The following is a 13,115-nucleotide window of genomic DNA, read 5'->3' on the forward strand; positions in this document are numbered from 1 at the left end:
GGGTCCGCCGCCCCCTCCCCCCCCCCACACACCCGGCTGCCCAACCCACCACACCCCCCCGGGGGGGGGGGGCGCGCCCCCGCGCCCCCCCCCCCCCCGGGGGGGGGGGCCCCCCCCCGCCCGTACGCGGGCTGACGCCCCCGGACCCGGGGACTGTCCGCCAGTTGTCTGCACGTGCCGCCGCACTGACCTACGCTCCTGCCCGTGCTGAGAATCGGGGTCCTCGGTCCGCTGCGGGCGTGGCACGGCGACGTGCCCCTGGAACTCGGTCCGCTGCGGCAGCGCGCCGTGCTGGCCCGACTGGCCATCATGGTCGATCAGGTGGTCCCGGTGGACCGGCTCATCGAGGACCTGTGGGCCGGCGACCCGCCACCGCGCGCCCAGGCGGCACTTCAGGTGTACGTGTCCAACCTGCGTCGGGCCCTCGAGCCGGATCGGCCGCCCCGCAGCCCCGCACAGGTGATCGTCACCGCCGCGCCCGGCTACGCCCTGCGGCTGCGGGCGGAGCAGCTCGACGCGGGGCGGTTCGAGGCGTCGACCCGCTCGGCGATGGCCGTGCTCGATGCGGATCCCGAGGAGGCGTACCGTCGGCTTGACGCGGAGCTGGCCCGCTGGCGCGGCCCGGCCTACGTGGAGTTCGCCGACGAGAGCTGGGCCGCCGCGGAGTCGGCCCGGCTGGCCGAGTTCCGGCTGGTCGCCATCGAACACCGGGCCCGGGCGGCGCTGGCGTTGGGCCGGGCCGAACAGGTCGCGCCCGAGCTCGAGCGGCACGTCCAGGCGCATCCGCTGCGGGAACAGGCGGTCGCACTCCTGGCCCTGACCCTGTACCGATCGGGCCGGCAGGCCGACGCGCTGGCCGTGCTCCGGCGGCTGCGCACCGAACTGGCCGACCAGCTCGGCGTCGACCCGAGCCCCGGACTGCGGGCCCTCGAGACGGATCTGCTGCAGCAGGCGCCCTCCCTGGAACAGCCGACGCCTGCCACGCACCTCCGGCTCGCCGCGCCGCGATTCCCCGCCGCAGCCGTGGCGTCCGCTCCGGTGGACGGGGACCCGCTGCCCCGACCAGATGAGTTGGCCCGGCTGCGCGAGGCCGCCGCGTACGCCGTCCGGAGCGGATTCCGGATGTCCTGGGTGCTGGGCGACGCCGGCGCGGGAAAGTCGACCCTCGGTCGGCTGCTGGTCGGGCAGTTGACGGCCGACGGTTGGCGGACGGCCGTCGGCCGCTGCCCCGAGCTGGACGGGGCCCCGCCGGCCTGGGCCTGGGGTGAGGTGCTGCGCGCGTTGCAGACCACCGCTCCGCCGGCACCCGCGCAGGCCGACCGGCTCGCCACGCTGCTCAGCGAGGGCGGCGCCCCGCTGCCGACGGGCGGCGAATTCCACCTCCGGAGGGCGGTCGGCGACTACCTCGGCACCGTCGCCGCCGGCGGGCCGCTGCTGCTGGTCCTCGACGACGTTCACTGTGCCGATGGGGAGACCCTCCAGGTGCTGCGGCACCTGGCCGTCGCCTTGGTCGACCGGCCGGTACTGGTGGTGGCCACCTACCGTCCCCACGAGGTGAACGCCGACCTGGTCGCCGCCCGTGGCGCGCTGACCGGGGGGTGTGGTGAGGACGTTGTCCTCGCCGGTCTGTCTGAGACCGACGTCGCGGAGCTGCTGCGGCGCCACGGCGCGGGGATAGTGGGCCCGGACGTGGTCCGCGCGGTCTGGCAACGCACCGGCGGCAACCCGCTCTATGTCACCGAGACGGCCCGGCTGATCGCCGCGGAGGGACCGGCGGCGGCCGTCGCCGGGGTGCCGGTCGGCCTACGGCACGTGTTGCGCCGCCGGCTGGCCCGGCTGCCGGCAGCCGCCCGGTCGACATTGCGGACCGCCTCGGTGATCGGCCAGGACGTCGATGTCGACCTGCTGATCGAGGTGGTGGGCGGCCCCGAGGAGAGGGTGCTGGACGGGTTGGAGGCCGGGCTGCTGGCCGGGCTGCTCGTCGAACCCGCTCCCGGGCGGGTCCGGTTCGCGCACGCGGTGATGCGCGACGCCCTCTACCAGGACATTCCGCTGCTGCGTCGCACCCGCGCGCACCACCGTGCCCTGGAGGCCCTGGAACGGCGTCGGCCCCACGACGTGGCCGGCCTGGGCCGGCACGCCCTGGCGGGGCTTTCCACGTCCACCGCCGAGCGGGCGTTGCGGTACACCACCGCCGCCGCCCACCACGCCACCGATCTGGACGCGCCCCGAGAGGCTGCCGCGTTGTGGTCGGGGGTGGGCCGGGCGATTGCGCTGCTGCCCGAGACGCCCCTGGCGACCCGGCTGGCGGGCTGGTGTGCGCGAGCTGCGGCAACCGCCCGCGCCGGCGACATTCTCACCGCCCGGCAGGTACGCGGCGAGGCCGTCGCGCTGGCGGCCATGGCCGCCGATCCATCCGCCCTGCGTCGGGCACTGACCTGCCTGGATGCCCCGGTCGCCTGGACCGTCCGGCCGGACCGCGCGGTCGACACGACGTTCGTCGCCGCCGTCGAGGCCGCGCTCGCCGCTCTCGGTTCGGATGCCCCGGTGTCCCGCTGCGAGCTGCTGTGCACCCTGGTCTTCGAGGTGGAGGGCGCCGACGACGACCGGGCCGACGAGGCCAGCCGCGAGGCTCTCTCGCTGGCGCGCGAGTCGGGGCAGCCAGGGCTGCTGTGTCGGGCGCTGAACGCCCGCTACTTCCCCGTGATGGCGCCGGCCCGGCGTGCCGAGCTGCCGGCCGTCGGCGAGGAGATGCTGCGGGTGGCCACCGCCCACGGGCTGACCGGGTACCGGGCCCAGGCTCATCACATCCTCTTCCAGGCGGCGCTGCACCGGGCCGACCTCGTCGACGCTCGCCGGCACGTCGACAAGGCGGTGGAGCAGGCCAACACCGGACAACTGGCACTGATGCTGGCCGTGCTGTCCTGGTTCGACGGGCTGACCGCGTTGCTCGCGGGGGACTATCCGCTCGCCCTGCGGCGCTACGGCGAGGCCGCGACGCGGATGGAACAGGTTGGCGGGCCCAACGCGCAGGCGATGGGGATGCTCGGCCGGTTCGTCGTAGGGCTGACCGGGGGTGGCGCGGCCCAGTCGGTGCCCGAGCTGCGGCAGGTGCACGCCCGGGTGCCCCAGGACAGCCACGACCTGCTCGCCCTGGCCCTGGTGGAGGCCGGCGATCTGGAGCAGGCGCGCGCCGTGTGGAAGCCGGAGCTGCCGATCCGGCCCGACTACTTCTGGCTGCTGTGGGCCTGCGTGCGCGGGGAGGTCGCCGCCCGACTCGGGAACCGGACGGTCGCCCGCAAGTCCTATGCCGAACTGACGCCGTGGCGCGGGTGTTTCGCGGGTCTCGAAACCGGTTCGCTGTCGCTGGGTCCTGTCGACAACACGTTGGCGGCGCTGGCCGACCTGCTCGACGACCCGTTGGCGGCGGGTCGGCACCGAGCCGACGGGCTGAGCCTTGCACGGCGGGTCGGCGCGGTGCCGTGGACGACGAGCGCCGCCGGTTGACGACGTCGCCGCGTGGGCCAGCGACCGGGCAGCCGGATCGTCCCACCGGCGCCGGTCGTTCCGGCCATTTTGCGATGGAGAACGCCACGGTTCTCGATGGCGAGGTCGTCGAACTCGGGCCGCTGCGGGTCATCGGCGGGTCGAGCCCGTTGCGATCGCCAATGACGTCGGCGGAGTTGAGCGCAGCCGACCGTACCGCCGTTGAAACTGCAGCGAAGAAGGTGAACGACCAGATCGTCGCCTACAACGCCAGTCATGCCCTGGGCGCAGCGAGACCGGCACCCCGTGCCACGGCCCGGTGTTCCGCGTCTCCCCTGGTACAGGCGGCCCATCGCCCGGAGCCGCTGCGACCGGTGCCTCTGACCTCCTGTCTCAGGCGTCAAGGATCTGCCATTCCTGGCTGATCTCGCCGCTGACCGGTTGCTGGACCGCCCTGGCGCCGTCCGCGGTGGAGCCGCCTTCGACACCGACACACCAGCCGTTGCTCACATTGACGAACCGGAAGTATCCGCTGGTCGTCGCCGGGACGAGGTTCCACCACTGGTTACGTCCACCATTGTCGGCCCATTGAACGAGTCCCGCGCCCTGGCCCGAGCCACCTGGACTGTCCAGGACCTTCCCGCTTTTGACACCGGACAGCCGGAATGAGCCATCGCTGTTGGGTAGCAGCCGCCACTGCTGGTTGGCCGCGCCAGTCCACGGCCACTGGATGACAGCTGCCCCGTCCGTGGTGGAGCCGCCGTTGACGTCCAGCACCTTTGCGCTGCGCCGGTTGACCAGTCGAACGACGCCGCCGGTGGCGGATGGCAGGCCTACGACGACCTGTATCTGTTGCCCGGCCGTCAACGAGATCACCCGGGCCTGCGGGCCGAGCGGCGAGGGGGTGACTGGCGCGGACGTGGTGATGGATGCCATCCCGCGCCGGCTGAGGAGGGTGATCGCCTGGGTGATCGTCGAGGTGAGTGCCACGGTTACTGAGCGACCAGGCAGATCCCAGGAGAGGCTGTGAATGCGGACCTGGTTGCGTCCGCGGACGCCGGTGATGGTGCCCCTGGCGAGCTGGCCGGGCACGGCGGGCAGCAGCTCGATGACGCCGGGCCTGGTGTACACGAGCGCTTCGCTGAGCACGGCCGGCAGCGTGTTGGCCGCATCGGCGTTGTAGGTCTCCAGATTCGGGTTGTGTGCGGTCATCAGCGACCGGAAGATCATGTTGTTGCCGATGATCTTCCGGAGGTTGCTGTAGACGCCGGCGGCGTCCTTCAGTCGAGCCGAGGCGAGGGCTCGATGCAGGCTGCCGTGCGCCGAGGTGTTCTCGTCACCGCGCAGCGCCAGGGCCCTGAGCGCGGCGGTGACCAGCCCGGGGGCCTCCTCGGGATTGATCTCGTGCAGGGGCCACGCGCCGTACAGGTGGTGGACGTGCCGATGGTTGTAGCGATCCGTGAGTCCCGGCCAGGACCATTCGGCGAGGGCGCCGCTGCCGTTGACGGTGTACGGCGGTAGCTTCGCCAGCAGGGCTGTCCAGCGGGCGACACCTTGACCGGCGCCCTGTTCGACACCGAGCGCGTTGGCGGCCTCCACAGCCGCCCGCAGGGCATGTCTGCCGGCCTGGACGTCGCCGGTGGCGTTGATCGCCAAGAGGACGTTCGTGCTGGCCGGCGAGTTCTCCATCGAGAACGACGGCACGAACACCACACGGCCGGCGGAGTCGGTGCGGGTCAGGAAGTCCTCGTAGAACAACGCCAGCTCCATCAGCGCCGGTCCCAGCTTCTCGGCCAGGAACGTCCGGTCCCCGGTGACCTGGTAGTACTCCAGCAGCGGATAGAGCAACCAGTCCGCGCCACCGGTCCAGCACTGGCCGGGGAAGCCGGGGTCGAAGTGCAGCATGTACCCGTACTCGCCGTCGGTGCGCGATGGGGCCAGGAAGCCGCGGGCGCCGTAGAGGTTGCGAGCGTTCGTGCGCCAGTGCGCGAGCTGACCGAGGATCAGGCTGAAGTAGCCCTGCATGGCGTCGGTGAGGTCGAGAATGTTGCCACCGGCGACCTGCAGGTTGATGTTGGCATCGGTGGTGAAATCGTCGGCCCAGGCGCCGTTCCAGGTGCCGGCCCAGATTCCGGTCAACCGCGGCGGCAGTACGCCGCTGGAGCTGATGAACAGGTAACGGCCGCTGTCGTAGAGGCGCTCCAGCAGGGCCAGATCGATGGTGTTGCGGTTGGCGTTCTGCCGGACGATCAGCTCGGTGGTCGACAGTTGCCGGTCGGCGGCGGAGACGTTCAAGTCCAAGCGGGAGCGGTCGTACATCGCCGCGTGCAGGGTGACGTGCCGGGTCCGCAGCTCGGCATAGTCGGCGCGCACCGCGGCCAGCGCCGCGTGCAACGGCTTGCTGTCCCAGGCCGTGGCTGACTCGTACCGGTCGAGTTTGGTCAGCAGGAGGAGCCTGGTCGCCGCGGTGACGACGACCGTCGACCCGTTCGCGGCTACCGTGCCACCGGTGGCGACGACCCGGGTGACGCCCTCGAAGCCGAACGCGCCCTGCCCGGACGGGTAGGTGCCGCGCAGGTTCAGGTAGCCGGAACCGTCAATGACGCTGGCCAGGGTGGTGAAACGGACCGAGCCGGGGACGCCCGCGAGGGATGTGTTGGCGCTCAGTGTCGCGTCGATCGATCGGCCGGATGCCGGGGTCAGTTCGTGTACGACGACGTTGTCGGCTCGGGAGGCGAAGGCGCGGCGGGTCCAGGTGCCGTTGCTGTCGGTCCAGGTGGAGGTGACCTCCCCGGTCCGGAAGTCCGTGATGCGGGCGTATCCGTTGGCCGTGGTCATGCCGGGCGTGCTGATCTGCAACTCGAAGCCGGGGTGGTAGGTCTGGGTCCAGCGCAGGCTCCAGCCGGCCGCGAAGTCCGTGTTGGCTCCGCCGTAGTTCCCGGCCAGCGCCTTGTCCCGCACGCCGGCCAGCCGCCCGGAGATTACCGGCGGGGTCACGCCCCGGCTGCCGTTGGGCATCACGAAGCGGTGGTGATTGAAGATCACCTTTTCGAGAGTCGGCGTTCCGTACAGGACCGCGCCGTACTCGCCGTTGCCGGTGAGGAACCCGTCTGTCCAGGTTGTCGCCGCGGTCGCGTCGTAGATCCCGCGCTCGGGCAGGGTGACCTGAGGCGCCGCGGCGGCGGCCCGTCCGGCGCCCACGGCCGGGATCAGGGTCGCCGAGCCGGCGGTCAGAGCGGCGGTGGCGAGCAGGCGCCTACGGCTCACGGGCAGGTCCGTCATCAGGAGTTCCTCTCGACACCGAGGCTGAAGGGTTGTGCGCCTTGTGGTCCGGCGCCCGCAGCCCGTCGGTTCTGGGCTACGGACAACGGTTTTGGATTCTTGAAATCGATTCGGCAAGAAGATGGGCGGCAGGAGATCGGGTCGTGGTCTACTCGGGCGCGGGAAACCCCATGCCCGAGTAGACATCACAACGATCGTCAGCTGGTCACCGGCGGTCGGACTCGTCAACGACCTCTGGCGCTGGTCAGGCGGGTACGAACTGCCACTGCTGGTTGGTCCCGCCGTTGGCGGTCCACTGCACGACCTGCGCCCCGTCGCTGGTCGAGGCAGAGTAGACGTCTGCTGCCAGTCCGCTGCTGCGGGCGACGATGGTGTAGTAGCCGTCACCGGTGGGCCGCAGGTACCACATCTGGTTGGTGCCGCCGTTTGCCGACCACTGCTGCAGTTGCAGGCCCTGCGTGGTGCTGCCGGCGTTGACGTCGAGCATCTTTCCGGAGGCGGTGTAGCGCAGGGTGTAGGCGTCCTGGGTGGTGCTGATCGTCCAGGTGGGGGTGCCGCTCTGCTGGACCGTCTTGGCGCCGTCGGCGGTGGAGTTGCCGGCGATGGCGAGGGGCTTGCCGCTGTTGCGGTTGACGATGCGGTAGGTGCCGGCAGTGGGCCCGGTTCCGCCGCTTCCGCCGAGGTTGAGGTACTCGACCGCGTCGGTGAAGACGGTGCTGCCGGACTTCGTGGTCGACAGTTGCAGGTACACGCGGCTTCCGGTGGCGGGGGCGGTGAAGGAAACCGGTTGGGTGACCCGTGAGCCGAGCGGGATGGTCAGGGTGGAGCTGCCGGACGCGACGACCGCGCCGGTCGGGCTGTCGAGCCGGGCGGTCCAGGTGAAGCCCACCGAGGTGTTGGTGAAGTCGTCGTTGAACACGGTGATGTTGCGGGTCACCGTGGCGTTGCGGGCGTAGCTGGGCACGGCCTGCGGCAGCGGAAAGGTGCCGTTGGAGTCCGAATTGCCGGAGGCGGACCAGTAGGGGAGGTCGACCGCGGCCACCGGGTTGAACGCCGCCTGCACGCGCTGGATCTGCGGGTTGCTCCACGGGTCGGGCAGGTTGTCGACGCCGTAGATCGGGTGACCGCCCTCCTCCGGGGTGAAGTCGGTGGACCGCACGCCGGGTACGACGCTGGCCCAGGCGGACAGCAGCGTGTACGGGCGCAGGTCGGTGGCGCCCTTGCCGCGCTTGGCCAGGGTTGCCGTGGCGAACCACTCGAAGCCCTGCTTGTTGTTGCATGCCGGCCAGATGTACTCGCCCTCGCCGTCGGGCCGCCCATTCACGGTGATCAGGCCCTCGCCGTACCTGCCGAAGCCGTCGACGTAGTGCGGGATCACCGCGAAGTTGGCGTACGTCATCCCGGGATACAGGCTGACATTCCCGCCGACCCCCACCTCGACAATGATCGGCCGGGTGCCGTCGGCGCCGTTCATCGCCGCGTACAGGTCCTTCTCGAACTGTTCGGAATCCTGGCCGCTCTGGTTCGGCTCGTTGTTCTGGCTCCAGCGGATGATCGCGGGGTGGTTGCGGTCGCGCAGGACCAGCGCACGGGCGTGGTTGATCATGTTGTCGCGCCCGACGGAGTTCTGCCACTCCTGCGAGGATTGGGAGCCGCGAATCGCGACCTCGTCGATGATCATCAGGCCCATCTCGTCGGCGACATCCAACATGTACGGGCTCCCGGGCTCCTGGTGGATGCGCACCACGTTGTAGTTCAGCCGCTGGTAGTTGTCCACCGCCTGCGGCCAGCCGCCGTTGCCGGACGACGGGGGCAGGAAGCCGGGCAGGGTGTGGTAGGCGTCGCCCTTGCCGCCGTTGTTGATCCGGTCGTAGTCGGCACCCTGGAGGTTGTCGCCGCGGAAGTTCACGCGCACGCCGTTGAGGTAGTAGTAGTCACCGTTCTGGGTGGCCTCCCGGAACCCGAACCGGTACTCGGCGTCGCTCGTCCGGCCGTCGTCGGTGACGGCATGCACCGTCAGCCCGTGCAGCTGCGCCCGGTACCCCGACCGGTACGGCACGTTGGGCCACCAGTACGAGGTGCTGTCGAGGTTCCACGCGACCGGCCCGACGGTCACGGTCACGGTCGAGCGGGCCGCCACGGTGACCGTACGGCTGGGCAGTGTCGGGTAGCTGAAAGCCGTTCCGTTCTTGGACGACAGCGACCCGGTCAACGTCACCGACCGGGCACTGCCCGACGTGTTCCGCACCGTCACGTCGTAGGTCAGCGTCTTGTTCGCCACCGACGTACGCACGAATGTGTCGCTGACGTACACCGCCGGGTACACCCGCAGGAACGCGGACCCGAAGATCCCCTGCGGTATCGCCTCGGACCACGTGGCGGCGTCGGGCACCAGGTACCGGCCGTTGGATGCCTTCAACGCGCCGCGGCCCTTCACGTTCACGGTGACCGTGTGGGTGGTGCCGGGGGCCGCGTATGCGCTGATGTCGAAGTTGGACGGGGTGAACGCGGTCGTCTGGGTGGCGACCACGCGGCCGTCGACCGACAGTGTCGCCTGGTGGTTGACGGCGCCGAACTCGATCCAGGTCGACTGCGGCTGCCCCGAGTCCGGCACGGTGATGCTGCGCGAGTACACCGCCTCGTTCACGTCGGTGAAGCCCTGCTTGTACCAGCCGCCACCGGGTACCGCGATCGTGGTCGCCCCGCGACCCGCGGGCGTGAAGGTCCACGTCCCGGCCAGGTCGACCGAGGTGATCGCGGCGTTACCGGCCGCCACACCGTCAAGTCCGGCGGCCGCGACACTCTGCGTCGCGACCGGCGCGGCCAAGGCCGAGCCGGGGGGCGCCAGGGTCAGGCCACCCAGCGTCAGAGGCAGGCTGAGCGCCACGGTCGCGGCGAGCCCTCTGGCCCACGCCGACAATCGGCCGCCCCAGCGGACGTTCGTACGATGCACGGTTACCTCCTGTGACTCACCCGATAGCCCTCATGACTTCGAGTCAAGGCGTGCGTGCCGGCCGTAGTCGAATCGATTCGACGGTCCACCGACGTCGTCGACCACCCGGGCGGGTGAACACAGCCGACATGTAGATGTGATTAACCGGCAACACAGGCCACTGAGTCAAGGATTTCAACTCATCTATCTTATGCCGAAGCTCGAAATTCCATCAATCCCGACAAAAGCCGCAGCAAAGGTAGGACGAAAGGCTCGTCGGCACCACCGTTGACGCACCGGGCCTCCAGCTGAGGAGACTGGCTTGGGTTCGGCGCTGCCTGGGACGCGATCCACCGCTGCCTGACCGGTGGCACTCTCGACCCAGACGGCGGCGCGTATCCGTGGTCCCACGCGGTGCTCGGTGGCCGGCACCTACACGTTGACCGGTACGTCGTGTACGTCAGCGCCGCCGAGGTGCGGGATGTGGCGACCGAGCCGCCGCGGCGGCCCGCTCAGTAATCTTCACCGCCACCTAAATCAAGATCAGGCCGCGCGAACGCTGACCCGCGTCTGGGTCGCCTGGTCCTCGATCGCACAGTGACTTACATCGCAATACTTGCCTCTGACGCTAACGTTAGGTTTTAGCCTAACGGCATGCAGATCAACGGCAAGAAAGCCCTCGTAACAGGCGCCAACCGTGGGCTCGGCAAGGCCTTTGCCGAGGCTCTCCTCGCCCGCGGCGCCACCACCGTCTACGCCACCGCCCGCCGCCCCGACCGCATCAACATCCCCGGCGTCGTCCCCCTCCAACTGGACATCACCGACCCGACATCCGTCGACGCCGCGGCAGCCGAGGTGGGCGACCTTGATGTTCTCATCAACAATGCTGGCATCTCCACAAACGCGCCCCTGCTCGGGCCCTCTACGGAAAACGTCCGCCGCGAGTTCGACACCAACTTCTGGGGCACCCTCAACGTCACCCGCGCCTTCGCCCCCAGGCTTGCCGGGGGCGCCATCCTCAACGTCATCTCAGCGCTGAGCTGGTACGCCTTCGCCCCCGCCAGCAACGGCTACGCCGCCTCCAAAGCTGCGGAATGGTCCCTCACCAACGGCATCAGACTCGAGCTGGCCGACCAGAAAACCCAGGTCACCGCCCTGGCCCTGGCCATCGCCGACACCGACATGATGGCCGCCTACGACATCCCTAAACTCCCACCCCACGAGGTGGTCACCATGGCACTGGACGGCCTGGAAGCGGGCAAGCTCGAAGTGATCGCCGACAGTCCCACCGCCAATGTCAAGGCCTCGCTTTCCCGCGATCCCGCCCTCTTCTACGCCGACATCCCCGCCGCCCTCTTCGGCTGACACCACCACCTCCTGCGCAGCCGGCCAGGGCATGTGAGGCAGATCGACGTACTGCTGGGGCTGGCGGTGAAATCTGCGACCGCAGCTTCCGGGCACTGGCCGACGCGCTAGGTGTAGCGCCCGACGATGAACCGTGCGATGGCTACCACCGGCCGACGCCATCTGGTCCCGTCTAACACAAGGATCCGAGCGGCCCGAGACGCCGGCCCTGCTGTGTGCCAAAACCGGGGCGTAGGTGTCCTTCGTTGACTCATAGACCTCAGCCGACCGGCCGGGCAATAGAAGCGTCTGGTATGCCGAAGCGCACCGGCCGCAGGTTGGCTCGCGCTTCGGCATCGATAGCAGGTCGCGTAGCCAGGCTTGCTCGACCTCTCCCGCGACACGCGTTGGTGATGCCGCCGGCTCGGTGATGCAGACAGCCGTGATCTGCTGGGCAGGGTCTGGGCCTGTCGTCACGGTCACTTCCCGGATCGAAGGGCACCGGAACAGGTCGTCGGTTCGGCGCCACGATTCGTGGGGTATCTGCCAGAGTGGTTCATGCCCTTGAGCGCGTACCACCTCAGAACCTCGGTCGCCGTGTCCGACATTCAGAAGGCCGTGGCCTTTTACGAAGGTGTGCTGGGCCTGCGGGCGTTGCGGTCCGGTCCCAGCGCCGCCATCGCCGACGGCAGCCGCGTCTATGGCTCCGGTGGCGGGCCGGCGTTGAACGTGTACCAGTCGGTCACTGCCGGGAAGACCCCGGCGACGCTGGCGACGTGGTACGTCGACGACATCGACCAGATTGTCGAGGAGCTCTCCTCGTCCGGCGTCGAGTTCGTTCGCTACGAGCAGCTCGAGCACGACGCCAAGGGGATCACCGCGCGGGCCGGAGGTGGACGTATCGCGTGGTTCCAGGACCCGGACGGCAACACCTTCGCTCTCGAAGCCGACGTGTGACCTCCTGGCTCGCGATCTGGTCGGTCCCCACCAGGCCGTCATCTCCGCTCAGGATCGCGGTGAGTTGCTCGCCCGCGCACGATGGAGCACCTCGACGACCTGCTCGCGGGCGTCGACGTCACGCTCACCGACGAGATCCTCGACCGGATCGACGAGATCGTCGCGCCCGGCACCGATGTCACCCGGCTCGACCAGGCCTACCTGCCCTCAGCCCTGCTGAACCCGAACCTGCGCCGCCGGCCGGTCAGCGAGCGTGGCGCCGCCTGATCATCAAGACACAACTACTGCAGCTCTGGCTGCTTGGCACGCTGGATGGCGAAACCGCCGACGCCGCCACCCGCGCCGTTGACCAGCACTCACTGTCCGGGTGTGACACGGTCGTGTTCGAACATTGCCTGCCGGGCGGTAAGGCGGCTCCACGTCGGCCATCCCGAGCGGAGGTTCCCTCCGAGCCGACCGTCACTCCGGCCAGTCGTTGCGCAGGATGATCTCCACGAAGTCGTCCCGGACGAAGGTCGGGTCGAAGTGGGCGAGCACGTCCGCGTTGACGTTGCCGAACGTCGTCTGTGGGCGGTGCCTGTTGCCCTGGTTGAAGGCGGCCAGGATCTGCCGCTTGAAGTCGGGGCGCGGATGGGCGGCGGTGACCTCGGCGATCCGTTCCGGATCGAGGTCGCGGTAACCGATGCCCAGCACGTCGGTCTCCACTCCCGCGGTGACCAGTGCGATCTCCGGATCGAGGAACTCCGGCACCCCCGGCGTGGTGTGCAACGCGATGGCCAGCCAGACCTTGCGGGCCTGCGCAGCAGGTCGGCCATGGTCGAGCAGGAACCGCTCGGCGGCATGTGCTCCATCGACCTCGAACCGGAGGTCGGTGCTGCCGTACCGCTCGGTCAGGCCGAGATCGTGGAACATGGCACCGACGTACAGCAGTTCGAGGTCGGGGTTCAGACCACGCCGCTCACCCTGAAGCGCGCCGAACAGGAACACCCGGCGGCTGTGCCGGAACAACAGGTCGTTCGTGGCTGTCCGGACGAGGTCGGTCGCGGCAGCCACGAGCGGGGTGTCCGGGATGGTGATCCCGGCGATGGTTTCAGCCATGGTGTGCTCATCCTGT

7 protein-coding genes and 1 pseudogene are annotated in these 13,115 nt (G+C 69.7%); 5 read left to right on the forward strand and 3 right to left on the reverse strand.

Annotated elements, in window-relative coordinates:
* Positions 1 to 204: 204 nt before the first annotated feature.
* Positions 205 to 3,507: a BTAD domain-containing putative transcriptional regulator gene (locus ACIBD9_RS17815; protein ID WP_396718891.1), complete on the forward strand. Its 3,303-nt coding sequence runs from the start codon at positions 205 to 207 to the stop codon at positions 3,505 to 3,507.
* Positions 3,508 to 3,879: 372 nt separating this feature from the next.
* Here the strand turns inward: ACIBD9_RS17815 and ACIBD9_RS17820 are convergent, their stop codons facing one another.
* Positions 3,880 to 6,768: a glycosyl hydrolase family 95 catalytic domain-containing protein gene (locus ACIBD9_RS17820; RefSeq protein WP_396718893.1), complete on the reverse strand. Its 2,889-nt coding sequence runs from the start codon at positions 6,766 to 6,768 to the stop codon at positions 3,880 to 3,882.
* 244 nt (positions 6,769 to 7,012) lie between these two features.
* Positions 7,013 to 9,721, reverse strand: a complete 2,709-nt coding sequence (locus ACIBD9_RS17825; protein ID WP_396718895.1) for an RICIN domain-containing protein — start codon at positions 9,719 to 9,721, stop codon at positions 7,013 to 7,015.
* A gap of 324 nt (positions 9,722 to 10,045) precedes the next feature.
* On the opposite strand from ACIBD9_RS17825, the pseudogene ACIBD9_RS17830 reads away from it, so the two are divergent.
* The 4 genes and pseudogenes from ACIBD9_RS17830 to ACIBD9_RS17845 all read left to right on the forward strand — a co-directional run.
* A pseudogene (locus ACIBD9_RS17830) lies at positions 10,046 to 10,219 on the forward strand (DUF1877 family protein); the annotation flags it as partial.
* A gap of 135 nt (positions 10,220 to 10,354) precedes the next feature.
* Complete coding sequence (locus ACIBD9_RS17835; RefSeq protein ID WP_396718897.1) at positions 10,355 to 11,065, forward strand: SDR family oxidoreductase; 711 nt, start codon at positions 10,355 to 10,357, stop codon at positions 11,063 to 11,065.
* 576 nt (positions 11,066 to 11,641) lie between these two features.
* Positions 11,642 to 12,001, forward strand: a complete 360-nt coding sequence (locus ACIBD9_RS17840) for a VOC family protein (RefSeq protein WP_396718898.1) — start codon at positions 11,642 to 11,644, stop codon at positions 11,999 to 12,001.
* Between the two features lie 81 nt (positions 12,002 to 12,082).
* Positions 12,083 to 12,268 (forward strand): hypothetical protein, encoded by a 186-nt coding sequence (locus tag ACIBD9_RS17845; RefSeq protein WP_396718900.1) that lies wholly within the window; start codon positions 12,083 to 12,085, stop codon positions 12,266 to 12,268.
* Positions 12,269 to 12,460: 192 nt separating this feature from the next.
* Here the strand turns inward: ACIBD9_RS17845 and ACIBD9_RS17850 are convergent, their stop codons facing one another.
* On the reverse strand, positions 12,461 to 13,099 hold the full coding sequence (locus ACIBD9_RS17850; protein ID WP_396718902.1) for an HD domain-containing protein: 639 nt from the start codon (positions 13,097 to 13,099) through the stop codon (positions 12,461 to 12,463).
* Positions 13,100 to 13,115 lie beyond the last annotated feature (16 nt).

It is taken from the genome of Micromonospora sp. NPDC050784 (genome assembly GCF_044456765.1).
GTDB classification, from domain to species: Bacteria; Actinomycetota; Actinomycetes; order Mycobacteriales; family Micromonosporaceae; genus Micromonospora; species Micromonospora foliorum.

Bases quoted from the DNA above. Each gene is read 5' to 3' on its own strand.
- ACIBD9_RS17850 (WP_396718902.1), bottom strand. From the start codon at position 13,099: ATGGCTGAAACCATCGCCGGGATCACCATCCCGGACACCCCGCTCGTG.
- ACIBD9_RS17820 (WP_396718893.1), bottom strand. From the start codon at position 6,768: ATGACGGACCTGCCCGTGAGCCGTAGGCGCCTGCTCGCCACCGCCGCT.
- ACIBD9_RS17835 (WP_396718897.1), top strand. From the start codon at position 10,355: ATGCAGATCAACGGCAAGAAAGCCCTCGTAACAGGCGCCAACCGTGGG.
- ACIBD9_RS17845 (WP_396718900.1), top strand. From the start codon at position 12,083: ATGGAGCACCTCGACGACCTGCTCGCGGGCGTCGACGTCACGCTCACC.